This is a genomic window from Steroidobacter agaridevorans (assembly GCF_009932555.1).
Classification (GTDB): Bacteria; Pseudomonadota; Gammaproteobacteria; order Steroidobacterales; family Steroidobacteraceae; genus Steroidobacter; species Steroidobacter agaridevorans.
Window position 1 is genome coordinate 30,246 of sequence record NZ_BLJO01000003.1, and the last position, 25,578, is coordinate 55,823.

At 62.5% G+C, this 25,578-nt stretch carries 19 protein-coding genes; 11 read left to right on the top strand and 8 right to left on the bottom strand.

The features are described 5' to 3' along the window. Window positions 1-88 precede the first annotated feature (88 nt). Window positions 89-1,633, top strand: a complete 1,545-nt coding sequence (locus GYH35_RS11095; protein WP_129640746.1) for a tryptophan halogenase family protein — start codon at window positions 89-91, stop codon at window positions 1,631-1,633. Between the two features lie 9 nt (window positions 1,634-1,642). Next, window positions 1,643-2,371: a SapC family protein gene (locus GYH35_RS11100; protein ID WP_129640745.1), complete on the top strand. Its 729-nt coding sequence runs from the start codon at window positions 1,643-1,645 to the stop codon at window positions 2,369-2,371. Window positions 2,372-2,388: 17 nt separating this feature from the next. Here the strand turns inward: GYH35_RS11100 and GYH35_RS11105 are convergent, their stop codons facing one another. The 7 genes from GYH35_RS11105 to GYH35_RS11135 are packed head-to-tail and all read right to left on the bottom strand — an operon-like array spanning window position 2,389 to window position 9,196. Further along, a complete protein-coding gene (locus tag GYH35_RS11105) occupies window positions 2,389-3,024 on the bottom strand; it encodes a 2-dehydro-3-deoxy-6-phosphogalactonate aldolase (RefSeq protein ID WP_129640744.1) in 636 nt (211 codons plus the stop codon). Next, window positions 3,021-3,905 (bottom strand): 2-dehydro-3-deoxygalactonokinase, encoded by an 885-nt coding sequence (locus tag GYH35_RS11110; protein WP_129640743.1) that lies wholly within the window; start codon window positions 3,903-3,905, stop codon window positions 3,021-3,023. The genes GYH35_RS11105 and GYH35_RS11110 overlap by 4 nt, the downstream gene beginning before the upstream one ends. A 25-nt stretch (window positions 3,906-3,930) precedes the next feature. Beyond that, entirely contained in the window at window positions 3,931-5,367 is a 1,437-nt protein-coding gene (locus GYH35_RS11115) for an aldehyde dehydrogenase family protein (protein ID WP_129640742.1), read from the bottom strand. Between the two features lie 4 nt (window positions 5,368-5,371). Continuing rightward, window positions 5,372-6,217 carry a phytanoyl-CoA dioxygenase family protein gene (locus GYH35_RS11120; RefSeq protein ID WP_129640741.1) on the bottom strand — a complete coding sequence of 282 codons (846 nt, stop codon included), beginning with the start codon at window positions 6,215-6,217 and terminating at the stop codon, window positions 5,372-5,374. Between the two features lie 37 nt (window positions 6,218-6,254). Beyond that, window positions 6,255-7,022: an SDR family oxidoreductase gene (locus GYH35_RS11125; protein WP_129640740.1), complete on the bottom strand. Its 768-nt coding sequence runs from the start codon at window positions 7,020-7,022 to the stop codon at window positions 6,255-6,257. Further along, a complete protein-coding gene (locus GYH35_RS11130; RefSeq protein ID WP_129640739.1) occupies window positions 7,019-8,038 on the bottom strand; it encodes a zinc-dependent alcohol dehydrogenase in 1,020 nt (339 codons plus the stop codon). The genes GYH35_RS11125 and GYH35_RS11130 overlap by 4 nt, the downstream gene beginning before the upstream one ends. Window positions 8,039-8,047: 9 nt before the next feature. Then, the gene (locus tag GYH35_RS11135; RefSeq protein WP_129640738.1) at window positions 8,048-9,196 is read right to left on the bottom strand and encodes a mandelate racemase/muconate lactonizing enzyme family protein; all 1,149 of its coding nucleotides are present in this window, start codon (window positions 9,194-9,196) and stop codon (window positions 8,048-8,050) included. 168 nt (window positions 9,197-9,364) lie between these two features. Between GYH35_RS11135 and GYH35_RS11140 the strand changes: the two genes are divergently transcribed. The 9 genes from GYH35_RS11140 to GYH35_RS11180 all read left to right on the top strand — a co-directional run bounded on the left by GYH35_RS11140 (window position 9,365) and on the right by GYH35_RS11180 (window position 24,941). Then, entirely contained in the window at window positions 9,365-10,339 is a 975-nt protein-coding gene (locus tag GYH35_RS11140) for an SMP-30/gluconolactonase/LRE family protein (RefSeq protein WP_157994168.1), read from the top strand. A 64-nt stretch (window positions 10,340-10,403) separates the two neighbouring features. Beyond that, window positions 10,404-12,713 carry a beta-galactosidase gene (locus GYH35_RS11145; RefSeq protein WP_198682983.1) on the top strand — a complete coding sequence of 770 codons (2,310 nt, stop codon included), beginning with the start codon at window positions 10,404-10,406 and terminating at the stop codon, window positions 12,711-12,713. Further along, window positions 12,703-14,325: a sugar porter family MFS transporter gene (locus GYH35_RS11150; RefSeq protein WP_198682982.1), complete on the top strand. Its 1,623-nt coding sequence runs from the start codon at window positions 12,703-12,705 to the stop codon at window positions 14,323-14,325. Before GYH35_RS11145 ends, GYH35_RS11150 begins: the two co-directional genes overlap by 11 nt. After that, a complete protein-coding gene (locus tag GYH35_RS11155) occupies window positions 14,325-15,113 on the top strand; it encodes an SDR family NAD(P)-dependent oxidoreductase (RefSeq protein WP_129640736.1) in 789 nt (262 codons plus the stop codon). Before GYH35_RS11150 ends, GYH35_RS11155 begins: the two co-directional genes overlap by 1 nt. Before the next feature lie 43 nt (window positions 15,114-15,156). Further along, the gene (locus tag GYH35_RS11160; protein WP_129640735.1) at window positions 15,157-16,302 is read left to right on the top strand and encodes a mandelate racemase/muconate lactonizing enzyme family protein; all 1,146 of its coding nucleotides are present in this window, start codon (window positions 15,157-15,159) and stop codon (window positions 16,300-16,302) included. Between the two features lie 40 nt (window positions 16,303-16,342). Further along, complete coding sequence (locus tag GYH35_RS11165) at window positions 16,343-17,650, top strand: MFS transporter (RefSeq protein WP_198682981.1); 1,308 nt, start codon at window positions 16,343-16,345, stop codon at window positions 17,648-17,650. 90 nt (window positions 17,651-17,740) lie between these two features. Further along, complete coding sequence (locus tag GYH35_RS11170; RefSeq protein ID WP_129640734.1) at window positions 17,741-18,352, top strand: GntR family transcriptional regulator; 612 nt, start codon at window positions 17,741-17,743, stop codon at window positions 18,350-18,352. Window positions 18,353-18,700: 348 nt separating this feature from the next. Beyond that, window positions 18,701-22,207, top strand: coding sequence for a TonB-dependent receptor (locus GYH35_RS11175; protein ID WP_129640733.1), 3,507 nt, complete (start codon window positions 18,701-18,703; stop codon window positions 22,205-22,207). Window positions 22,208-22,364: 157 nt separating this feature from the next. Further along, the gene (locus GYH35_RS11180) at window positions 22,365-24,941 is read left to right on the top strand and encodes a carbohydrate-binding protein (RefSeq protein WP_161810939.1); all 2,577 of its coding nucleotides are present in this window, start codon (window positions 22,365-22,367) and stop codon (window positions 24,939-24,941) included. A 189-nt stretch (window positions 24,942-25,130) separates the two neighbouring features. On the opposite strand, the gene GYH35_RS11185 is transcribed toward GYH35_RS11180, so the two are convergent. Beyond that, window positions 25,131-25,541, bottom strand: a complete 411-nt coding sequence (locus GYH35_RS11185; protein ID WP_129640731.1) for a thermonuclease family protein — start codon at window positions 25,539-25,541, stop codon at window positions 25,131-25,133. Between the last annotated feature and the right edge of the window lie 37 nt (window positions 25,542-25,578).

Here is a 25,578-nt window from a genome sequence, read left to right on the forward strand (position 1 = left end):
GGTGATCCGGCGAGGATGATGCGAGCCCGGCGTTGGGCGGGCTCGCACCGGATCACTCAAAGCACAACCAACCAGTCGGGATTCGACCATGGCACAGCAGACTCGTAGTGTGGCGATCATCGGCGGCGGGACAGCGGGTTGGCTGACGGCGGGCATCCTGGCTTCGGCCGTTCGCGAGTCCGGCGTGACGGTGACGCTGGTCGAGTCTCCCACCGTCGCCTCGATCGGTGTCGGAGAGGGCACCTGGCCCACGATGCGCCGAAGCCTGAAGCGGATGGGCATACGCGAGACGGACTTCATTCGCAGATGCAATGCCTCGCTCAAGCAAGGGGCCAGGTTTTCACGCTGGGCGAAGGACGTGCCGGAGGATTTCTATTATCACCCGCTGGTCCTGCCGGAGGGTCGAAGCGAGGTGAATCTCGGGCCGCATTGGGCAAGCGGCGCGCGCGGACAGTCATTCGCGGCGAGCGTCTGCGCTCAGGAGCGCGTCTGCGAAGCCGGTCTCTCACCCAAGCAAATAACGACTGCCGAGTACGACGGCGTTCTCAACTACGCTTATCACCTGGATGCCGGGCTGTTCGCGGACTTTCTCAGGGAGCACTGCGTTGAGCGCCTCGGAGTCAAGCACGTTCTGGCTGATGTCGTCGGTGTGAACTCGACTCCCAGCGGGGACATCTGCTCGGTCGCGACGCTCTCCAGCGACGAGATCGGCGCGGACTTCTTCGTGGACTGCACCGGCTTCAGGTCGCTGTTGCTGGGCCGGCATTTCGGCGTGCCGTTCAAATCGTGCAAGGACATCCTGTTCATCGACACCGCCCTGGCGGTGCAGGTGCCCTACGAGGACGAACAGGCTCCGATCGCTTCACACACGATTTCAACGGCGCAGGAAGCCGGCTGGATCTGGGACATCGGTTTGTGGTCGCGGCGGGGAGTCGGTCATGTCTACTCGAGCGCGCACACGAGTGAGGAGCGGGCCCGCCGCCGGTTGTACGACTACTTGCGGCCCGCAGTACCTCGATGCGAAGAGCTGTCGGTGCGCAAGATCGGCATCGAACCGGGTCATCGGACCAGATTCTGGGAGCGAAACTGTGTCGCGGTGGGTCTATCTGCCGGGTTTCTCGAGCCCCTGGAAGCTTCCGCAATTTTGTTGATCGAAATCGCAGCCGCCGCGATCGCGGACAAGTTTCCAAACACGCGCGAGTCCATGGACGTGCTGTCCCGGCGGTTCAATGCGGCCTTCCTGTATCGCTGGGATCGCATCATCGACTTCCTGAAGCTGCACTACGTGTTGAGCCAGCGCTCGGACAACAGCTTCTGGCTGGACAACCGTGCGGCCGAGTCCGTGCCCGGCAGCCTGAAGGAACTGCTGACCTTGTGGCGCTATCACGATCCCTGGGTGGATGATCTCGAGCACGCAATCGAGGTATTTCCTGCTGCCAGCTACCAGTATGTGCTCTACGGCATGGGCTTCGATGCGCAGTGCGAGCGCCGTGCGCGGCCGCCTCGGCACAGTCCGACTACCGACGAGCTCTTCCAGCGGAACGAGGCATTGACCCGACAACTTCTGGCCCGTATGCCGGCCAATCGCGCGCTGCTCGACAAGATCCGGCGTTACGGACTGCAGTCCGTCTAGGCGTAACTCGTGAATCCTCAATCTGCGCAACACGCCCCGCTCGACAACACTCTGCATCGTGACTTGCGGGTTGCAGCGTGCGGCGCGGTGGCCGGCGCTACCACGCACTATGCGCCAGTGATCGCCGATGAGTTGGTTCACCTGGTCCTCGAGTATCCGGTCTGCCTGATGAAGGATGCGGATACCGGCCGCTTCGGCTTGTATGCGTTGCTCGGTTTCGAGGAGGGCGAGAATCTGTATCTGCACCGAGGCGCCTGGCAGGCGCGTTACTTGCCGCTGCATTTTCGTCGGCAGCCTTTTGTGACTATCAGAACGCCCGGAGCCGAAGGCGACCTCGGCTGCCCGCCGCGGATTGCGATTGATCTGAACAACAGTCGCGTGCAGATGAGCGAGGGGGAGCGGCTATATACCGAAGACGGAAGGGAAACAGAGTATCTGCTGAGCGCGCGGTCGCTGTTGGAACGGCTGACTGCCGGCGCCCGGTCCACCCAATCCTTCATCGGCGTCCTGGCCGGTTACGATTTGATCGAACCCTTGCGCCTGGATGTCGCGCTGACCACCGGCACACGGCGCAGCTATGCGGGGGCTTATGGCATCAATAGCGACCGTCTCCAAACCCTCCCGCCGGACACGTTGCAACGCCTGCATACGCTGGGCTATCTGCAGGCGAGCTATCTGTTGCTGGCGTCGCTGGGCCACATCAGAAAGCTGATCGAAATGAAAACGCAGCGGACTTGACCCTGAGCGCATTCGTCTCAGGGGTGGGCTTTCAGGTGGGAGACGAAAGCGTCCGCTCGAGTCGCTACTTCGGCTGCTGTCAGGCCGGGGCGGAAGAGTGCAGATCCAATGCCGAAGCCATCCGCGCCTGCCGCGAGCCAAGTTGCCATGGTCTCGGGCGTGATTCCTCCGACAGGCAGTACGCGGGTGTCGCGAGGAAGGACCGCGCGCAGGGATTTCAATGCGGCTGGACTGCTTGCTTCGGCAGGGAACAGCTTCAGCGCGTGCACACCGGCTTCGATGGCGAGGAAACATTCCGAAGGCGTGCTCACACCCGGTACGCAAAGGATGCGCTGCGCAGCGCACGCCTGCACGATTCTAAGGTCCAGGTGCGGCGAGACAATCAACGATCCGCCGGCGGCGGCGACTGCCTCGATCTGCGCGACGCTCGTCACCGTCCCCGCGCCAACAACGGCTCTGCCTTCGAGTCGGCGTGCGATTCGTTCGATGCTTTCCAGCGGGCGCGGGGAGTTGAGAGGGACTTCGATGATCCTCAGGCCACATTGCCATAGCGTATCGCCTATGACTTCGGCTTCCTCGGGCGTGATGCCGCGGAGAATGGCGATCAGGGGACATTGAGCGAGTGCCGCGTTGAATTCGATCGAAGCTTTCATTGCCATTGTTCGTAAATTGCCAGACTTCCCGCCACGAAGGCGTGTTGGCTGTCGATGTGCACGACTTCCCGGCCGTGATGTTCCAGGGCCGCCGCATACAGGGGCGCGAGCGTCTGGTCGCTGAGGAGGTAGACGCGGCGGTCGGCCGCGCCTCGCAGGCAAACGGAGACTTCGCTGCCGATCAACAGTCCGCTTGCATAAGAGCTTGCGTCGCCATCTCGATCATCCTTGCGGACCGCGGCCGCGGCGCGAATCTCGAATAGCGCGCAGGTCAGGTCCATGCGCTCCGCGCGCTTGAGTCCGCAATGAAAGCCATCATCCGCGTGCGTCGGGCTCTTCAAATGCGCAGCGAGCAGGCTATGCGTTCGAAGCAGCGCGAACAACTCCCCTGTCATCGACGTGCTGAAGTCCACGATGCGACCGGCTTGGATTTTGGCCCACTTGCTGTGGGTGCCGGGCTGACAGAACAGCCCGCTATCCGGTGTCAGGCCAGCGGCCGGCGCGCCAAGCAGCTGGACTTCCTCGCCGCGCATGACGTCGACGTGGCCGTGAAGGTTCGTTGCCACGCCCGGGACGATTGCAGTCTGCGAATCGACGTGCAGGAGCTGTGACGAAATGCTCGCGATATCCGCGGGGCACTGTGCATACCCTGCTTGGTGCCAACCGATGTTCGAACCGATCATGCCGGCCAGAAGCATCGGATGATTTCCGAGTTCGTCGCGAATGGCCGCCACCTGGCCGGCATACGTGGTACGCGACGATATGGACACGCCTTCCTGCCGACGATGAGTCCTGGTGACTGCACCGTTCTCGATGAGATAGGCGCGTCGATTGGTGGTACCCCAATCGACGGCGATGAATGATTCGGATGCACGCCTCATGTCTAAGATCGGTTCGACGAGCGCATCAATACTTCATATAGACCGTGCGCTTTTGCATGTAGTTCTCGAGCCCGTACGGACCATCCTCGCCGCCGAGCCCGCTCAGCTTGTGTCCGGTGTGATAGCCGTGCACCGAGCCTGAGATGCCCTTGTTGACGAATACGGTGCCTGTCTGCAGCTCGCCGATCATTTGCATGATGGTCGAGTTGTCTCTGCTCCAGAGGTAGGCGGAAAGGCCGTCCTCGCGAGAATTGACCAGTGCGACGGCTTGAGAGGCGCTGTCGATCGTGAGCACCGGCAGTACCGGACCGAATATTTCTTCCTTGATCACTGGCATCGTCGCCGTGGTGTCGACGATTACCGTCGGGGCGTACCAGTTGCCGCCTCGACGGCCCGGCACCTCCGGTCGCGTGCCGCCGAGCACGACCTGCCCGCCGGCTTGCCGCGACGCTTCGACCAGCGACGCCACTCGCTCGAGTGCTTGTGGCGTCGCCAGCGGGCCCATGTCGGGATCATCCATTGGATTGCCGACTTTGATGCGGCCGACCCGCGTCACCAGCTTGTCGATGAACTCCTGCGCGATGGCTCGGTGGACCAGCAGCATCTCGTTGCAGATGCAGACTTGTCCGGAGTTGCTGAAGCGGGCAACTGCGGCTGCTTCGACGGCGGCATCCACATCGGCGTCCGGCAGAACGATGAAAGGCGCTTTGCCCCCGAGCTCCAGGCTCAGCGCGGCCAGATTGCCTGCAGCCAGCTCCGCGACTTTCCTGCCGGCAGCGGCGCTGCCTGTGAGAGTAATCATCCGCGTCATGGAACTCTTGACGAGGGCCGCGCCTGTCGTGGCCCCGCCGCCCGTGACCATGTTGACGACGCCCGCCGGCACACCGACGCTTGCGACCAGCCTGCAGAACTCCGCTGCGGTCACCGGAGTGGCTTCATGCGGCTTGATGACGATCGTGTTTCCCGTCACGAGGGCAGGGCCGACCTTGCGGCCGATCAGTGCGAGCGGATAGTTGTAAGCGCATAGGGCGACGACGACGCCATAGGGCACACGGAAGGTGAACAGATGCTCGTTCGGGCTATCGGCCGGCCAGATGTCGCCACGCAACCAGCGTGCGGATTGAGCTGCGTAGCGCATGTAACCGATGGTGTCGGAAACCTCGGCATGCGCCTCGCGCAGCGTTTTGCCCTGTTCGCGGACCAGCAGTCGGGCGAAATGATCGCGGTCGGATTCGAGTGCCACACTGATTGCTTCGATGTATAGAGCGCGTTCGATGGCAGGCAGCGATTGCCATGCCTTCTGCGCTTGCGCGGCGGCGGCCAGGGCGGTCTGCGCGTCCTCGGGCGAGCAGTCCGGCACTTCCGCCCAGGGCTCGTTGTTGGAGGGGTCGACGACGGTAAGGCGACGCGCGTGCTGCGCATCGATCCAGCGCCCGTTGACGAAACAGCGATAGTAGTCCATGCCTCTAACTCTTCGTTGCGGTTTCAGTGGCTTTGCGCCGAGGATCGACGGTGGCTCCAGCCATGATGATCTGATTTTGCAGCTTCGCGACGTGCTCGTGAAACTGCTGCTCCTCTGCGCCAAAATCTCGGCGCGGCACCTGCTCCATGTCGAAGTTCCCGTGGCGATCCCTGCCACGCACAAGTGTGGCCGTGTCGCGATTCCCGCTCAGCTGGCGGACGTGCGGCGGGAGATAGCGGATGGCGAATCCGATGCGACGCCGATCCGAGACATTGGAACCCGAGCCATGAATCATGCGCACGTGATGCAGCGACATCTGGCCGGGGTCGAGAGTCAAGGTCATCGCGGTGGCGGGATCCACCTTCACGGCGATTTCCTGGCCGCGTGAAAGCATATTCGCCGAATCGAAAGTATCGATGTGCGGGCGCTGATCGAGTGCGTGACTGCCGGGAACCACGCACAACGCCCCGTTCTGTGAGTTGCTCTCCGACAGGGCGACCCAGGCAGTGACGACATCGGCCGGGTCGAGTCCCCAGTAGGTCGAATCCTGGTGCCAGGAGACGAACCCCGGATGACGCGGCTCCTTGATGAAGAGCGTCGTGCCCCAGACCAGGATGTCATCGCCAATGAGGGCGCCGACGGCGTCGAGAATCGTGTCCTTGCGGATGAGATCGTTCAGCCAAGTGAACAGCAGGTGAGGGTTGTTGCGATGAGCGGGGGATAGTGGACCGTGCGCTGCTTCGTGCGCGTCGAGGTGCGCGCGCATGGATGCGGCTTCCGCCTCGTTCAGCACAGTGATCGGTGCGTAGTAACCGTCGATCTCATACCGGGTGCGTATATCTGATTTCATGATGCGTGGTCGACTGTCAACTGGAGCGCCGGCGACTTCATCGACCCATCCATCCGCCATCCACCACCAGAGTGGTGCCGTGAACGTAGCGTGCAGCGTCGGAGGCGAGGAAGACTACCGGGCCGGCGAAGTCCTCTGGCTCGCCCCAGCGACCGGCCGGAATGCGGGCCAGGATCGCTTCGGAACGGACGGCGTCGCTGCGCAGGGCTGCGGTATTATCCGTCGCGATGTAGCCGGGAGCGATCGCGTTTACGTTCACGCCCCGCGAGGCCCACTCATTGGAGAAGGCCATCGTGAGCTGCCGGATGCCGCCTTTGCTGGCGGCGTAGCCTGGCACCAGGATGCCTCCTTGAAAAGACAACAGGGAGGCGGTGAAGATGATCTTGCCGCCGCCGTGCTGAACCATGCGTCGGCCAATTTCTCGCGTCATCACGAACTGTGCTCTCAGGTTCACCTCGAGAACCTGGTCCCAGTACTCGTCGCTGTGCTCGGCTGCCGGCGCGCGTAGGATCGTGCCTGCATTGTTGACCAGGATGTCGATGCGCGGGTGCGCCTGCATGACGCTCGAGATCGCCGCATGCAGTGCACCACGGTCAGCGAAATCGCATTTGTATCCTGTGAACGAGCGCGAAGTTGCGCGTACGCCTCGGGCGACTGAGTCGGAATCGGGGTCGAGCGACGCGGACATGCCGATGATGTCCGCGCCCGCTTCGGCGAGGCCGATGGCCATCGCCTGGCCGATGCCTCTTCGGCAACCGGTAACGAGCGCGACCTTGCCGCTCAGATCGAAGGATTGGATGCTCATGCGCGGCACTCCAAAAGCGTTTTCATGCCGGCCTGGCCGGTATCGAGCATCTCGAAGGCGCGCTGGACGTCCGCAAGCGGCCGGACTGATGTAATCAAGGGGTCGACCGGAATCTGTCCGCTGGCGATCAGCTCGATGGCGCGGTCGAAATCCTCGGCCTGGTAGACGCGCGCACCGAGCAGCTCCAGTTCGCGCCAGAAGAAACGAAACAGATCGACGGGCGGCTGGGACGAATGGATCGCGACCATGCAGATGCGGCCGCGTACCGCGGCGATCTTGGTCATCATCTGTACAGTTTGAGGCACGCCCGCGACTTCAAAGACAACATCGGCGCCCTTGCTTCCGGTCCACGCCTCCACGTGCTCGGCAAGATTCGCGCCGGTGGGATCGAAGACCTCGATGCCGGCGTCGGCGGCATAAGTCCGACGCAACGCATGCGGCTCGGAGACCAGAACGTGCGCCCCGAGCGCTTTGCCCACGAGAGCAATGAGCTGGCCGATGGGCCCGCCGCCGAGTACGACGGCTCTCTCGCCCGCTCGAAGGCGTGAGCGTGCTACGTCATGGCAGGCTACAGCCAGCGGCTCCACGAGCGCCCCGCGTTTCAAATCGACGTTGTCGGGCAGTCGGTGCAGGCTGCGCGCCTTGACGGTCCAGTACGACTGGAGTGCGCCGGTGCTATCGACACCCATGAACTTGAGTCGATGGCAGACATGAGAATGGCCTGCAGTACACGCCGGGCAGGAGCCGCAGTAGTCGAGCGGGCGGACGACGACGTTGTCGCCGACGGCGAAGCCCTTGACCGACTCGCCGAGCACGGCGACCGTGCCGGACATTTCATGTCCGATGATGCCGGGGGGATGGACGCGATGATCCATCTTGCCGTGGTAGATGTGCAGATCGGTGCCGCACAGCCCGACATATGCAACGCGCAATGTGACTTCATCCGGCGCCGGTTGCGCCATGTGGCCGACGCCGATCTCGAATCGACGGTTGCCCAGGTACTCTGCTTTCTGCATGACAGCTGACTATCCTTCGTGAACCAGATACGGCTTCAGGCGCGCAAAGTCGAACTCGACGCCGGTGCCGGGAACCTCGGGCGCGGTGGCGATGCCATTCGCGACCTCGAACGGGCGGTGCGTGTACTCATCGATGGGGAAGGAGTGCACCTCGAGCAATGAGGCGTTCGGCTGAGCGGCCATGAGCGACACGTGAAGCTCGTGCATGCCGTGACTGGCGACTTTCAGACCATGTAATGCGGCATGTCGCGCCACCTCCAGCCAGCCGGTGATGCCGCCGAGATTGGACGCGTCCGGCTGCAAATAACCGAGGCGCGCATGACGAATGGCCTCACGGAATTCGGCGAACGTTCGCAGGTTCTCGCCGGAGGCGAGTGGAATATCCACGGCCTGTGCAATCGCTGCGTAGCTGTCGAAGTCGTGGGGGTCGACCGGCTCCTCGAACCAATGCAGCCGGGCGCCCGCCACCTCTTTCGCGAATGCGATGGCGGTGCTGGCGTCCCAACTGTAGTTGGCGTCGGCCATCATGACCGCTGCCGGGCCGATCACGTCGCGCACGCGACGCACTCTGCGAACGTCGGTCTGGTAATCGGGACGGCCCACTTTCAACTTGATGCCCGTATGGCCGCGAGCGATCTCTGCGGCGACAACTTCCACCAATTGTTCCTCGGAGAAGCCGAGGTCGATGAGTCCACGGTAGCAAGGCACGGTGTTCGCGTGGCCGCCTGCGACGCGCCACAAAGGCTGGCCCAGGCGTCGGCAGTGCAGGTCCCACAGAGCCACGTCGACGGCCGAGATCGCGAAGCCCACGACGCCGCCGCAGCCGAGGTAATGCAGACTTTGCCGCATTTTTTTCCACAGACCGGCAATGTCGGCGGAGTTCGCTCCATGCAGCAAGCCAGCGATCTCATCGCGCAATAGCGCTCGAATCGCGGTGCCGCCCTTGCCGCCCGTGTAGGTGTAACCGACGCCGCATGCGCCGTCGGCGCAGTGCACTTTGCTGATCACCAGCTCGAAATGCGTGTGGTCGCCGTGGCCCGCGTCGACCAGGACCTGACGCAGCGGCACGCGGTACAGCAGATTTTCGATGCGGACTATCTGGGTTGCCCGGCTGTTGCGGGATATTTCGTCCGCGGCCGCGTCGGTTGGTGTTTGCATGGACGGCAGATTGTCAACTATCTACAATCTAGTCAAGTGTAGACATTCAACATGCGGTCGGGAACGATCGGGTTTTGTGGACGAGCGGAGGGCAGCGGCATGCGGGCGGGCACGACCGATCGAAGGCAGTTCTTGATCGCGGTGACAGGTATCTTGGGAGGCAGCGCGATGAGTGCAGGACGAAGCGGTGAAACTGCGGAACGACACATTGGCGCCATCGAGCGCTGGCATCCTCGGCTCGATCGGTACCTCGACGCCAGTCGCCGGCCGATCGTTCTGGCCGATGGACTCATCTGGCCCGAAGGACCGACCTGGGATTCCAAGCGCAATTGCCTGTATTTCTCGGACATACCCGCGAATCGGATCTACCAGTGGAGCTCGGCCGGCGGCCTGACCGTCCGGCGCGCGCCTGCCGGCTCGCTGGGCGAGGCTGCGGTCGATCCGGAAGTCATGCCGGGGACCAATGGGCTGTTGTATCTGCCGGAGGAGGACGCGCTGTTGATCTGCGATCAGGACAGCCGCTCGCTGCGGAAGTTGTCGCTCGCGAGCGGTGCGCTCAGCGAGGTGCTGGACTCGGGCGGCACGCCATTCAACAGTCCGAACGATCTCGTCGTTTCGCGCGGCGGCGTTATCTATTTCACCGACCCGCCGTACGGCCTCAGGAAGGGCAATCGCTCGGCCGCGCGGCGGCGCGCCTTCAACGGGGTGTACCAGAGCGACGGCTCGGGAGGCGCGCGACTGGTGTCACGAGCGATGAGCTACCCAAATGGGATCGCGCTGTCGGTGGATGAGCGCTATTTGTATGTCTCCCAGTCCGACGAACAGGCGCCGCTCATCCGGCGCTTCAGGTTGGAGGATGGCCGGGCCGTGGACGATGGGGAAGTGTGGTACGACATGGCAGCGCACCGTTCGGCCGACAGCCCCGGGCTGCCCGATGGCATGACCGTCGCGCATGACGGCACCGTATTCGCGACGGCACCGGGAGGAGTGATCGTGATTTCACCGGATGGAAGTGCGCTCGGTCGTATCTTTACCGGCCGTGCGACCGCGAATTGCTGTTTTGGCGAGGACGGCCGGACTTTGTTCGTAACGGCCGACAAGTGCCTGCTGCAGCTTCGCACCCTCACTCGCGCGCCCGGATGACTTGTGTAGATTGTCGACAATTGACATACTGGGTCCGGTCCCGGTCTTTATCGAGAAACGACAAATGAAGAGATTGAACGATGTTCGCTTCGGGGGTGGCATGGGTTCGATTGGCACCTGCGCACTGCTCTGTGTCACGTCGCTCGCCGCCGCGTCGGCAGTACCGACTTCGTCGATGACAGTCGAGACATTCGAAACTGCGGCGCCCGAGCGCCTCTCCGTGCAGCACGCTGGCATCCAGCGCATCGGTGGCAACGGCGTGACTGAAGGCACGCGAGCGCTGCAGATCGACTTCGAGCCACGCGAGGAGAGCACCGTAACGCTGCAAGCGCCGCAGACGTGGGATTGGAGCGGACACGGCGATGTCAATCTGGCGCTCGATGTCACCAACCTCAGCAAGCTTTCGACCCAGCTCTATGTAGTTCTCATCGACGAGCGTGGCGCCAGCCAATCGCGCGCCACCGTCATTCCGGCGGGCACGTCGCAGACGGTTTATGCAGTGCTGAATGGATTCGTGGGCACGGTGGATGCGGGCATGAGAGAGACTCCGCCAGCGTGGCAATCCGTCGAGAGCAAGATGTCGTGGCGCTGGGGCGATAAAAAATTCGATCTCACCCGCGTGAAAAAGATCGTACTTGCCACGCAGTCGCTCATGGCACCGCGGCGCCTGGTGGTCGACAACGTGCGCCTGCGAGTCAACCCGCCCGTGGACCCGTTTTACCTGAGCGGCTTGGTGGACGAGTTTGGACAGAACGCACGCTTGCAGTATCCGACCAAGATCCACTCCTTGCAGGAACTCCAGCAAGCCGCCCGCACGGAGTTGGCTCAATTGGCCAACTCGAAGGGCCCCGCCGGCCGCTCCCGATTCGGCGGTTGGAGCGAGGGACCCAAGCGCAAGGCCACCGGATACTTCCGCGCCGAGAAAGTGGATGGCAAATGGTGGCTGATCGATCCGGAGGGCTACCTGCACTTCTCGAGCGCCCTCGCCAATGTGCGCATGGCGAATCTCGACACAGTCACTGGCTATGACTTCGGCAGCGCGCGCGTGCGCCACATCGATGGCGAGGAACTCACTCCCGAAGACTCGGCCGATATCGTGCCGGTGAAGGGGGACGCTCTGAACACGCGCTTTCTCGCATCGCCGCTGCGCCGTCAGATGTTTGAATGGCTGCCGGCCTACGACGACCCGCTGGGAGAGCACTATGGTTACCGCCGCACCTTCCACATGGGGCCGCTCGAGCACGGCGAGATCTACAGCTTCTACCGGGCCAATCTCGAGCGCCGCTACGGCGAGAGCTCGCCAGGCTCCTACATGCGCACGTGGCGCCAGGTCACCATCGATCGGATGCGCGACTGGGGATTCACGTCGTTAGGGAACTGGATCGATCCGATGTTCTACGACAATGAGAAGGTTCCTTACTTTGCCAACGGCTGGATCATCGGCAACTACAAGACCGTGTCCTCCGGCAGCGACGTGTGGGCGCCGATGCCCGATCCGTACGATCCGGAGTTCGTGCGGCGCGCTCGCCTCACGATCGAGCAGGTGGCGCGCGAGGTCAAGGGCTCGCCATGGTGCGTGGGAGTCTTCATCGACAATGAGAAGAGCTGGGGACGTCTCGACAGCGATCGCGCGCACTTCGCCATCGCGCTCGACGCACTGTCGAGATCCGCTGCGGACAGTCCGGCGAAGGCGCGGTTCGTGAGCATTTTGCAAGCGCGCTACCCGCAGGTCGGTGCACTGAACGACGCATGGAAGACCGATTTCAAGAGCTGGGAGCAGTTTGCCGCGACGGCGAAAGTGCAGACGATCACGCCGGCGATGAAATCGGATCTGTCGCAGCTGCTCTTCGATTTCTCCGATCGCTACTTCCGTGTCGTGCACGATGAGCTTGCCAAAGCCATGCCGAATCATATGTACATGGGAGTGCGCATGGCCGAATGGGGCATGCCGGAGGAAACGATCCGCGCGGCCAAGAAGTATGTCGACGTGATGAGCTTCAACAATTATCGTGAGGCCATGCACCCGGATACCTGGGGTTTCCTGAAGAATCTGGATGTGCCGACGATCATCGGCGAGTTCCACATCGGCTCCACGGCGGATACCGGCCTGTATCATCCGGGATTGGTCCACGGCACGAATCAAGCCGATCGTGCGCGGATCTACCAGCAGTACATGGAAACGGTGATCGACAACCCGGCGATGGTGGGTGCGCACTGGTTCCAGTACATCGATGACCCGGTAACGGGCCGCGCCTACGACGGCGAGAACTACAACGTCGGGTTCGTGACCAATACCGATATTCCTTATCCAGAGATGGTCGAGGCGGCCAAGCGGATCAACTACGGTATCTACGAGCGCCGTCATGGCAAATGACATGGGGGCGATCCTGGCGGCGCCGGTGGAGCGCGGCTCGGCGATACCCACCGATCGCCGCGCCCTGGTGCTGGCGATCATGGTGTCGTTCGGCGGTTTCGTGTTCGGCCTCGACGCCGCGCTGATCTCCGGGACCGTCCGTTACATCATGCAGCAGTTCGATCTCGACGCCATCCAGCTCGGCGCCATCGTCAGCGCACCTGGCTTCGGTGTGATCTTCGCGTTGCTGGCAACCGGGTATGTTTGCGACCGGCTGGGTCGGCGCAAGACGTTGCTGATCATCGGATCCTTGTACCTGCTCTCTGCAGTGGCATCGGTCCTCTCGCAGAGCTTCGTGCAGCTCACGGCGGCGCGCTTCCTCGGTGGCTTGGCATTTGCCTCGCTGTCGGTTTCGTCGATGTATGTGGGGGAGATTGCTCCGCCCGCCAGACGCGGCCGGCTCGTAGCCATCAATCAGCTCAACATCGTGCTGGGTCTGTTCGCGGCGTACCTGCTCAACTATCTCATTCAAGGTTGGGCCAGCAGCGAATGGGCGCCCCAGCTCGGGCTGGACCGATATACCTGGCAGTGGATGCTCGGCATGCAAATTCCACCTGCGATCCTGTGGATCGCGCTGTTGTGGCGCATTCCTGAAAGCCCCCGCTGGCTGATGTTGAAAGGAGAGCGAGAGCGGGCGCGCAGCGTGCTCTGCCGATTGATGCCCGAGTCTGCGGTTCCGGAGGCCTTGCGTGAGATCGAGGGGACACTCGACAAGGGACGGACCGAGACGCGGAGCGCAAGCACGGCTCAGCAGCTGCGGCACATGTTCCAACCAGCCCTACGCCGCGCCACTGTAGTAGGTGTCGTAATTGCCGCCGTGCAGCCCACGACCGGGATCAACGCCATCATGTTCTACGCCCCGCACGTGTTCGAGCAATTGGGCGTGGGGGTCGACGCCTCGTTCCTGCAATCGGTGTTGATCGGCGTGGTCAGCGTGCTGGCGACTGCGCTCGCGCTGGGGCTCATCGACAGGCTCGGCCGCAAGACGCTGCTGGTGATCGGACTGGGAACAGCGGCCGTCAGCCTTGCGGCGTGCGCGATCGGATTCGCGATGGCTACGTACAGGATCGAGGCGCCAGCGGTCGAGGTATTGCCTGCAACCATCGATCGTACGGCGCTCGCGTCACTGGTCGGACGCACATTCGCCAACGACGTGGAGCTCAAGAGTGAGCTGTCGGCCGCGCTGGGTCGATCGGTCGCGCATGTACACCAGGCGGAGCTGATGCAGGCCGCCACTCACATCAACGTGTGGCTGGTCCTGGGCGGCATCATGGCCTTCATCGCCGCCTTTCAGTTTTCCATCGGACCCATCATGTGGGTGATACTTTCCGAGATCTTTCCGACAGACGTGCGGGGTGTCGCGATTCCGGCCTGTGCACTGATCACCAGCGTGCTGAGTTATCTGGTCCAGCAGTTCTTTCCGTGGCAACTCGCCACCTGGGGCGCAGTAGCGATTTTCGTGTCTTATGCCGCCTCGGTTCTGATCGGGCTCGCCGTGCTGGTGCGGCTGCTGCCGGAAACCAAGGGCCGTTCGATCGAGCAGATCGCCACCGAGATGAGAGGAGCGCATTGATGAATGGGCAGCTACCGGGCAGCTCTCTTGCCGGCAAGGTTGTGGTACTCACCGGGGGCGGCGCCGGCATCGGCTGGGGCATCGCTCAGTGCTGCGCGCAGGCGGGGGCGACGGTCTTCTTCGGTCAGCGCAATCCGGAAGGGGAGGCCAAGGCGCGGCAGCTCCGCGAGCAGGGCGCTGAAGCGAAGTTCCACCGTCTCGACGTAGCCGATCCTGGCAGCATCCGGGAGTTTGCCGCCTGCGCCGTTGCGACGTATGGCAGAGTCGATGCGTTAATCAACAATGCGGGAGTGACCATCGAGGGCGACTTCCTGGAGTTCTCGGAAAGCGACCTGGACGTGCTGTGGCAAACGAATGTTCGCTCGATCTTTTTGCTGTCCCGCGCACTCGTTCCTGCCATGCCGCGGGGCTCCGCAATCCTGAACATTTCCTCCAACCACTCGGTATCGAGCGTTGCGGGCTACGAAATGTATGCGGCCACCAAGGGCGCTATCTCCGCGATGACGCGTGCGATGTGCTGGAGTCTCGGGCCACGCGGTATTCGCGTGAACACCCTGAGCCCGGGCCTGACCCGCACCGAAGCGGTCGAAAAGATCATTGCCGATACGCCGTCGCTGGAAAGTACGTTCAACGCGATGCACGCCGACGCGCGCTTTGCCACTGTTCACGAGATCGGCGCGCTTGCAGCGTTCCTGGTTTCAGACGGCGCGGCGGCGATGACGGGCGCAGAGTTGATCGCCGACCACGGGCTGGCGGCGCAGCTGTGCCGGGATTCCCAGCTGAAATGACGATTGACCACATGGCGGCGTTCTACGTGCAGCAGTACGGCAAATGAAAATCAGCGATGTCACGGCCTTTGCGATCAACGCGGGCCATCGAAATATCTGTCTGGTGAAGGTCGACACCGACGCCGGAATCGCCGGGTGGGGCGAGGCGGGGCTGTCGAGCCGGGAGCAGGCCGTCGCGGGCATGGTCCGTCACTTCAAGGAATTCCTGGTGGGAAAAGACGCCACGCGTATCGGCGCCATCTGGCAGGAACTGTATCGCGGCCAGTATTTTGAGGGCGGCCGCACGATCACCGCGGCGATCTCCGCGATCGACATCGCGTTATGGGACATCGCAGGCAAGGCGCTGGGCGTTCCGGTGCACCGATTGCTGGGCGGCATGCAGCGCGATCGCATCCCTTGTTTCATCACCAGCACGGCGCCGATGGATGACCGTCTGATCGCCGACGGAATCGCGCTGCGCGATCTGGGTTGGGACTGCATTCGCGCAACCATCGCGGGCCGCGGTGACGAGTCGATCTTCGATCCTCGCAAGGCGTTGGCCCAGGCGGCGACGGCCCTGACGGAGCTTCGCACGGCGCTGGGCAGCAGTATCGTCCTGGGCATCGACTTTCATCACCGGCTGCAGGTCGCCGAGGCTGCGTCGTTCTGTCAGCGCATGCCGCCGGGGACGTTGGATTTCCTGGAGGAGCCGATTCGCCAGCAAACGCCCGGGGCATACCAGGCGCTGAAGCACATGACTCAGATCCCTTTGGCCATTGGTGAAGAGTTCGCATCCCGCTGGGATTTTGCGCCGTACATCGAACAGGATATAACGAGCTTCGCACGCATCGACGTCTGCAACGTCGGCGGCCTCAGCGAAGCCATGCGCATTGCCTCGCTGGCCGAAACTCACTACATCGACGTGATGCCGCACGATCCGCTGAGCCCGCTCTGTACGGCGGCCACCATACAACTATGTGCCGCGATACCCAACCTCGCCTGGTGCGAAGTCGATCCCTACGGTCTCGACACGTCGGCGTACGATCGTCTGTTTCCAGTGCGCCCGCGCCTGGAGGGAACTCACTTCCTGGTGAATCAGTCCCCCGGTCTGGGCATCGAGGTCGATGAGTCCGCGGTGCGCTCGGCGAGCTTCTCGTACTGGGAGCCGCCGCGCCGCTACAAGCCGGACGGTTCTTATACAAACTGGTGAGGAGTAGGCGCCGCAAGTGTCGCCGTGGTCGATCACCATCGTGCATTCACCTTCAGTTACGCGGCGCTCGCGCCTGATGCTCGTGGCGGTGCTCGTCACCGTCGTCATCAACTATCTCGACCGTACCAACATCTCGATCGCCGCGATCGGCCTGGCGGCGGAGCTGGCCCTGTCCCCGGCGCAGATGGGACTGCTCTTCTCTGCTTTCGCCTGGAGCTATTCCCTCTGCCAGTTGCCCGGCGGAATTCTGGCGGATCGGGTGCGGCCGCGCGTGCTCTATCCTGCGCTGCTAGTGTGCTGGTCCCTGGCTACGCTCGCGCAGGGAATGGCAGCGTCGTTCGCGTGGCTGGTGGTGTGTCGGGTTCTCGTCGGTATCTTCGAGGCACCCTCCTATCCCATCAACAACCGGGTGGTCAGCAGCTGGTTCGTCGCGGACCGTAGAGCTGGAGCGATCGGCATCTATACCTCCGGCCAGTTTCTGGGCCTGGCCGGATTGGCGCCGGTGCTGGTGGCCTTCCAGGCGACCTTTGGCTGGCGCGCGCTGTTTTTCGCCTGCGGCGCGATCGGTATCCTCTGGGCCTGGGTGTGGCACTCGTTCTATCGGGATCCGGACCAGGATTCGAAACTCACTGACGCCGATCTCTCGGCGTTGCGCTCCGGTGGAGCTCTGCTGGATTGGAAGCGGCCGACGCAAGCACCCCGATTCGTGTTCGTCGCGAGCGATCTGAAGCATGCGTTCTCGCACCGAGCGCTTTGGGGCCTGTACTGCGGGCAGTTCTGTATCGGCACGCTCACCGCGTTCTTTCTCACCTGGTTCCCGTCGTACCTGGTGCAAGCAAGAGGGATGCAGTTCGAGAGTATCGGCGCAATGACTGCCGTGCCCTTCCTCGCCGCAATGGGCGGCGTGGTGCTTGCCGGGCTGGTGTCCGACTGGCTGGTGCGCAACGGCGTATCCAATGGACTGGCTCGCAAGGCTCCCGTGTTGACCGGCATGGCGCTGTCAGGCGCCGTGCTCGCGATCCCTTACGTTGGCGATGACGCGACGGTGCTGGCGATCATGGCAATCGCCTTTTTCGGCAACGGGCTGGCCTCCATCAACTGGGTGTTCGTTTCGATGCTCGCGCCGCCCGGTCACCTCGGTCTGGTCGGAGGAGTCTTCAATCTGGTCGGAGGACTGTCGGCGGCGGTGACTCCGATCGCGATCGGAATGCTCGTGCGCGGCGGAGACTTCAGCGCCGCCATGGCGTATATTGGCGCGGTCGGCATGGTTGGCTTCGCTTGCTATACCGTGCTGATGAGCGGGATCGACGGCAGATTGCCGAATGCGATCGGCCAATCCCATCCATAGGGAAAATCTCGCGCAGGCGGCGGGGCGCATGCTCGTTCTCCCGACACTCGCCGCTACGCGAACGACGGCCCAGAGGGGGCCACTGCGAAGATGAAAACAAACGGTGCCGTGATCGTCCAGGTACGTGAGCAGATTGCCGAACGGCTGCGTCTCGACATCATTTCCGGAGCCTTGGCGCCCAATCAGAAGATCACCGAGGAGGCGCTGGCGCAGCGGTTCGGTGTGTCCCGCGGCCGCATTCGCGATGTCTTGCTGGAGTTGTCCAAGGAGGGCTTGATCGTCAACCGAGCCAATCGCGGCAGCACGGTCAACAACGTGCCCTCGACCGATCTGCAAGCGTTGATGATCAAGCTGCGTCTGGCAATCGAGACGTTCGCGATCCGACAGGCGATCCGTGCGCGTCCCACGCAATTGCTCGATGATCTTACGGCGGCCTTCAAGGATCTTTCGGAGCGGCTGGAGGCAGGGGATTTCGCGGAAGTCACGCACGCCGACATCGCTTTTCACAGAGTCATCGTCATGGCGGCGGGCGGTGAGGACCTGGTGAACCTCTGGCAACCGATCGTGTTGCGAATGCGCATGAACTACAAGCGGATCAGCACGCCGAAACAGGCGATTGCCGAGCACAAGAAAATTCTCGATGCCATCCGCAAGGCGGATGCGAGCGCGGCCGTCGCCGCGCTCGAAGCCAATATTCGCTAGCAGAGCCAGGCATTCCCGGCGCGACATGCTCAGCGCCGGCGCCGAGCCACGAGCACCGCTGCCGCCCGTTCAGCGCGCATAGCCGGCGGGCAATCGCCCGGTACTCGATTTCCATCTCTCGACACCCCGCCGAACGCACCTGCCTTTTCGATCCCCCCGTCCTCGGCGCACGAGACGCCGCGTGCCTGCTCGTTCAGCCGCGTGTTTTCGGTCTGTAGCCAGTTGTTGACTGTCGACTGTTGACAATTGACAAGTAGCATTACAACATATGACCAGGCTGCACGGAGAACGCGCCTCTGGCTGCGTCCCGCAAGCGGCTCAAGAATAAAATCGCTGGAGGGGGAGACCATGAAGATTGCTAGCGCTGCGGCGTGTCGTTGCGTAGTTCCCGCGGCGGTCACTGCCGCTTGGTGTTGTGCGTCGGCGAGCGCAACGGCAGCCGATCCGCCGCGAAGCACGACCAGCACGACTCCCGTGCTCGAAGAGGTGGTGGTTCAGGGCATCCGGCGCAGCATCGAGGAATCGATCGAGGACAAGCGCGCCAACGCCAATATCGGCGATACGATCAATGCCGAGGATATCGGCAAGTCCACCGACCAGAGCATCGCCGACGCCCTGTCCAGGGTGACCGGCGTGACCACGCAGAGCGTCGACGGTGAGGGAACGCAGATCTCGATCCGCGGCGCCAATCCTCAGCAGAATGTCATCTTGCTGAACGGCGTGCAGATGAGCACCACGGACTTCAGCCAAGGCATCGATCTGTCCGCGTACTCATCGGACATCATCCAGAAGATCGTGGTGATCAAGGCGCCGAGCGCTGACCATATCGAAGGTGCGCTCGGCGGCCTGGTGTACCTGGAGACCCCCAAGCCGCTCGAACTCGACCGCAATGTCCGCGTCGTGACCCTGCAAGGTCGTTACGGAGAGCTGTCCGGCAGCGAGGATTACAAGCTTTCGGGCAGCATCTCGCAGAAGTTCGCGGGCGACACGCTCGGATTGCTGTTGACCGCGTTCGACGAGACATATTCGATCCGGCGCGATCAGTTTCGCGTCTCCAGTTATATCGCCCGCAACTCACGCCTGGCGAGCGACCCCGCGGGCAATCTCCTCAACGATGTGACCGGGCTGGTCGCGCAGGACTCCAACTACGAGCTCTTCAGAAACGAGCGCAACCGTCACGGCATCGATTTCGCCGCGCAGTGGCAGGCGACCGACCGCACACTGCTATCGCTGAATGCCACGTGGAGCGAACAAGCGGTCAAGGAGTCGATGCACGGAGTAAAAACGCGCGCTCCCGATCACGACAATCTGGTGGCAGGCGAGCCGCTGGCGAGCCTGTTCACGGGCATTCCGGCGCCGTACACCGATCCCCAGCAGGACTGGCATACCTACGATCCAGACACACGCACATTCACCAAATATCTCAATCGCAACGCGTTGGGCGATCTGTCGCAATCGCAGAGCGAGTACACCAATCGCAACGCGCTGCTGTCCGTGGATCTGGCGCAGGACTTGACCGACCGGCTGAGCCTCCGGACGGGCGTGAGCCGCACCAAGGCCGAGCGGATCCCGGACCAGTCCGTCTACGTCAATCTGCAGAACTACGCGAGCATCAATCCCTGGCTGCTGTTCTGGACCGACCCGTCCCAGCTCGAGCCGGTGGGCTACGACTGCACCCAGGGACGCTGCCGCCTGGTGGCGGGGCAGGGCCAGGTGGATTACGGCCCCACCACCGAACCGCTGCCGGGCAACGGACATGTCTGGGACAACAGCTCCACTACGGGCTTCAACCCGAGCGACCTGCAGGCGCAACACCTGGCGTTCATGCAACGTAACGTCGTCACCGTGGAAGACAAGCAGGAGAGCGCCTATCTGGACTTCGACTGGCTCGTCGACGCCGGCAGCATTCGCGGCATCGAGTTCGGCGCACGTTACTCGACCATCGATAAGTACGTGGACAATCAGGCAGGCACGTTCAACGCCGTAGGCGAGGGCGTCATCGTGACCAATCCACAGACCGGCTTGCCCCTGGTCGCCCCGAACGGCCTCTCGGACATACCGGCAACCTTGATCGCCACCGGCGGGAATCTCGGCGCGAGTGACTTCATGTCGTCGCTGGGCTATCCCCGCGATTCCGTCACGCGGGGCTGGCCGACAGTGTCCGCGTTTCGAGCCTTCGACGTCGCGCTTGGGAATCGCAATGTCGCATTCATACCGGATGACAGCGAGACGCGCGCCGCCCGACTCGAAAACTTCGCCACCTATCTCAAGCTGAACTTCGCCCATTTCGACGATCGCTTGAACGGCGACGTCGGCGTTCGCTACGTGCGGACAGACCTCGAAGCGAGCGGCTCGTCCGGCGTCAACTTCCATTTCGATCCGGGCAACCTGGGCAGAGTCTTCGATCCGTTCGTGCTTCAACAGTTGCGCGATCCATCGAACCCGGCGTGCAGCGACATCCGCTTCTATGGCACCGACTATAACGAAGAGACTCGGTGGTCACGCGTCGACGGACAGGGCTGGGATACATCCGGCACTGCCTCGTACGCGGACGATGTGCGGCTCCCGGACGAACGTCCTTGCTACGATGCACGCGCCGAGCGCAATCATCCGGAATATTCCGAGTGGTGGCTGTGGCGTCACAGCGATGTTTCCACCGAGGCGGCCCACGTCTATGGGGACCGCCCGCTCGATGCGAACGGTCGGCCGGTGGCCAGCAATCAGAGTCGGCGCTCGTTCAAGGTGGAGGGCGAGCACGAGTACCACCGTTTCCTGCCGGCACTGAACGTCAACTACCGCCTCGCCGACAATCTCGTGGCGCGCTTTGCCGCCTCCAAGACGATGTCACGACCGCAGATAGATTCGCTGCGCCCCGGTTTCAAGGTCACGGAATCCGTCTGGGGGGATGACCGAGTGCGTGCCGGAAACACCATCACGCTCTACAACCCGCAACTGGATCCGCTCGAATCGGTCAACCTCGATGTTTCCCTCGAATGGTACTTCGACGCCGGCGCGTTGCTGTCGATGGGGCTGTTCCACAAGGACATGACCAACTTCGAGGAGTCCGAGCAGATCGTGACCTATATGGACGACTTGCGCGGATTGGGGCTCGATCCGAATGCCCCTGCCTACGATTTGAGCCGGTTGATACGCACCGAGGATGATCTCGCCGGCTGCATGCCCAGGCGCATTCAGGGTGGCAACCAATTGGCGCAGGACTGGGTGTTCTCGGACGATCTGGCGCAGCTGTGCAACCAGTTCGTGACCACGCGTATCAAGAACGGCAAGGGCGCGGATATCCGTGGCGTGGAGCTGCAGTACATCCAGCAGTATCGCGGGCTGCCCGGCTTCCTGTCCGGGCTCGGCGTGCAGATGAACTACACCTATCAGAAGAGCGAGTTCGATCAGGAAGTCTCATCCCTCGATACTTCCGTGCTGCTGCCGGCCCTGCCGGTGACCTACACGCCCGAGCACAGTTACAACGCGACCATTTTCTGGGGCCTGCGCGGCCATCAATTGCGCCTGGCCTATCAGGGGGCGTCCGATGTCCTCGCGCAGCGTGCATGGAACAACGGTGCGCTGTGGCAGGAGGGCAGAAGCACGCTGGATTTCTCGGCCATCTATGCCGTCAACGATTCGCTGTCGATCTCCTTCGATGCCGTCAATCTGACCGATCAGGACCACCGCACCTATTTCACCAGCCGCTTCATCGATCTCGGCGACGTGGACGGCGACGGCAACCCGGTGCTGTTCGACGAGGGCAGTCCGCTGGGCGACGGTGCCTCGAAGCGCCGCACCGTGGAGCAATACAAGACCGGGCCGATCTACCGGCTCGGCTTCCGTTTCAATTTCTGACCGAACGCACGCCGTCGAATCGCGAGCGCAGACCAATAAGGAGGTGGTGTTCGACGCCTGCGAGCAGCAGTGACATGGCACGGGAGCCGGCATCCAACGGCTCGATGCACGGCCAGGTGTAATGCCGCCTGGCACTACCAACGTCGGAGTAGCCAGTATGAAAGTTATAGGAAGAGCGAGTCTCGCCACCACCCTGCTCGTCGCAAGCGCGCATGCGAGCACGGTGGCGGTGGATGTGAATCTCAACATGAAGCACAGTGTCAACGGCGTATCGGACTTCGGACGCGATCGCCATATCATCGTGCACACCAACTTGACGGAGCCGGACTGGCAGGGCGAGGAGGACAAGATGACCTACCTCTTTCGCACGCTCGATGCCTACATGGGAAGAGACAACGGCACCGCTTCGTGGATCTTCGCCGCGACCGAGCAGGATCCGGCGAGGCCCGGTCGTCCCGACCACGAGCAGATGGCCGATTTCGGCGGCTGGGTCCGATCGCAGTACTCCGCGCAGAACCCGTTCCTGCTGTCCTTTCGCGATCGCGCCCAGAATATGATCATGGGAACCAATCCCCATCCAACTTATCCGACGTTGTGCTACTACGCGCACTGCTGGGCCGGCTCCGAGCCGGCCTCCGGCGGCAACGGCAAGTGGCTGACCAGAGACATCGAGACGTCGGCAGAATGGGTGGGTCAGTATCTCGATCAGTTCTTCGCCAAATACGCGACCGACTCCGGCGCATCGCTGCCGAAGTACTGGGAGGTTGTCAACGAGCCGGACATGCTCCTCAACACCGGCCAGTTCATGATGTCGAGTTGGGAAGACATCTTCCAATATCACAACCTGGTCGCACAGGAGGTGCGTTCCAGACTGGGCAGCAAGGCGCCGCTGATCGGCGGCATGACTTGGGGATTGCACGACCTGCCCGACCGAGACCTCGGCACGCGCTTCAAGCAGCACGGTTACACCGATGCCTTTTATCGGCCGGAGGATGTCGAGGCCAGAGCGTACGCGCGCGAACAGACGAGTTCGAGCTACTGGGGGCTCGGCGATAACAACTGGTTCCAGTGGGATGTGATCTGGAAGGGCTTCATCGACACCGCCGGCCAGAACATGGATTTCTATTCGGTCCACTTGTATGACTGGCCGAACTGGGCGGTCGGCGGGGGCAGTGTCACTCGCACGGGCGGCGCGGTGGAAGCCACGCTCGATCTGCTGCAGTGGTACAACGTCAAGAAGTTCGGCACGACCAAGCCGGTCGTTCTTTCCGAATACGGTTCGGTCAACGGCGCATATATCGAGCGCGGTTACACCATCGATGCGGCGCGCCGCGAATGGGAGGATCTCAAGCCCTTCTCGTCCATGCTGATGCAATTCCTGGAGCGACCCGACCAGGTGGTGCGCTCGATGCCGTTCACTCCCATCAAGGCGACCTGGGGCGATTGGGATGCGAATCGCCCGTACCCGTACAAAATGATGAATCGCAAGCTCGACACCTGCAACGCCGACCGCACGCAGTGTCAATGGGAGTGGTCGTCATATATCAAGTGGTACGAGTTGTGGAAAGGCGTCACGGGTACGCGCATAGACACTGCCGCGTCGGATAGAGATATCCAGGTCGATGCGTACGTCAACGGCAGGACGGTGTATCTGATCTTGAACAGCCTGCAGCACCAGGACACGCAGCTGCAGCTGTCGTTGTTCGGGGCGCAAGGCAATCCAGTCACCTCGGTGCAGCAGCGACATCTGTTCCTGGATCGATCGCTGGGTACCGATGGACGGCCCCGTCTGGATCAACGGTCGCTGACAACAGTTCCCGGCACGGTCACGGTCGCCGCCGATGCAACTATGATCCTGGCGATCACCTACCGGGATCCGGTCGCCATCAATGCGACGTCCAAGGAGCGACGATACTACAGCGAGCCGCTGACTCCGTCGTCACCCCATCGAGTCACCACTTCGTACACTCCCCTGACCGCGCGAGTGAACAACGTGGCGGTGCCCGCAGTGGGCGAGGCTCAGATCCGCCTGACAGGCAACTTCATCTACCAGGACATCATCCGGCAAGACGGCCGGGTCGCGGTGAAGCTCAATGGGCATTCGATCGCTGTGAATCCCGACTGGCGCGGCGAGGATCCGGGGCGCAATACGTTCTTTGCTACGCTGGAGATCCCCGTTCCGCTGCAGTACCTGCGCACCAACAATACCATCGAAGCCACTTTCCTCAACCGCGCCGAATACGCCGCGGCTGGCTTGCAGGTATGGGACATGAGTCAGGCGCCGGGTCGATCGACTAATCCGCCTTGCACGCCAAACTGCAATGGTGGCGGTACTCCGAGCGCTCAGACGGTGCAAATGGAGGCGTTCACGCAAACCGGCGGCGCCTACGGTGGCTTCCAGGTGTACAACGTCAATGGAGTGACCGCGATCAACTGGAATCAGGTGGGAGACTGGGCGGACTATCGCGTCAATGTGCCTGTGGCCGGCAGCTACGCCGTCGACATCACGATCTCGACTCCGATGAATGGCGCGCAGGCCACGCTGCTGGTCGATGGGCAGCACATCTCCACCACCGCAGTACCCAACAACGGCAGCTGGGATCACTTCGTGCCGTTGAGGCTGACGCCGGCGCTGCAGCTCACCAGCGGCGATCACACGATTCGCATGTTGAGCAGCGGTCCCAGCAACTGGCAGTGGAACGCCGACTACTTCCAACTGAGGCCCGTGAACTAGCGCGAGGTGACGGCGACGTCACACTCAGCTCGCCGCCGTGCAACCGGCGGCGAGCTTCCTGCCGCCGCAGTCTTTCAGCGCTAAGCTCCGACAACCGCCGCCTTGATCTGCTTCTGGGTCTTGTCGAGATTGAAGGGGGCAGGCTGTAAATAGTCCGTTCTGGTCGGCAGGAAACTTTTCGGTGAACTGTTAAAGCGGTACCAGTACAGCATCGGCCTTGCGCATATAGCGTCGCATCGCCCAAGCGTGACCGTTGCGAACGGCTGCCGAATTCACGTTCAGCTCGCCGATGAAGACGATTCCGACGAGGCGGTCATATCGGTCCTGCTCGAAAGGTTCAATCTGCACATCCTTGTCCATCACCAAAAGCGAGAGCGCCGCTGTCGCCTCCTTCCCGTGATTCTGGGCATTCTCTGGCGCATCCACACCGTGGAAGCGCACTCGAATCAGGCCAGACTGGAGCCGAACGTCGATCGTGTCGCCATCGATGACCTTGACCACGCGTCCAGCGAGGACGGAGCGCCCTTCGGAGAGCGCTGCTGTTGAGTGTGCGAAGAGTGTAGCTGCAGTCAGCGCGAGGACCCAGAGAATAGATTTCATCGCGGCATTTTCGCACTTCCTGACCACGCTTTGCGCG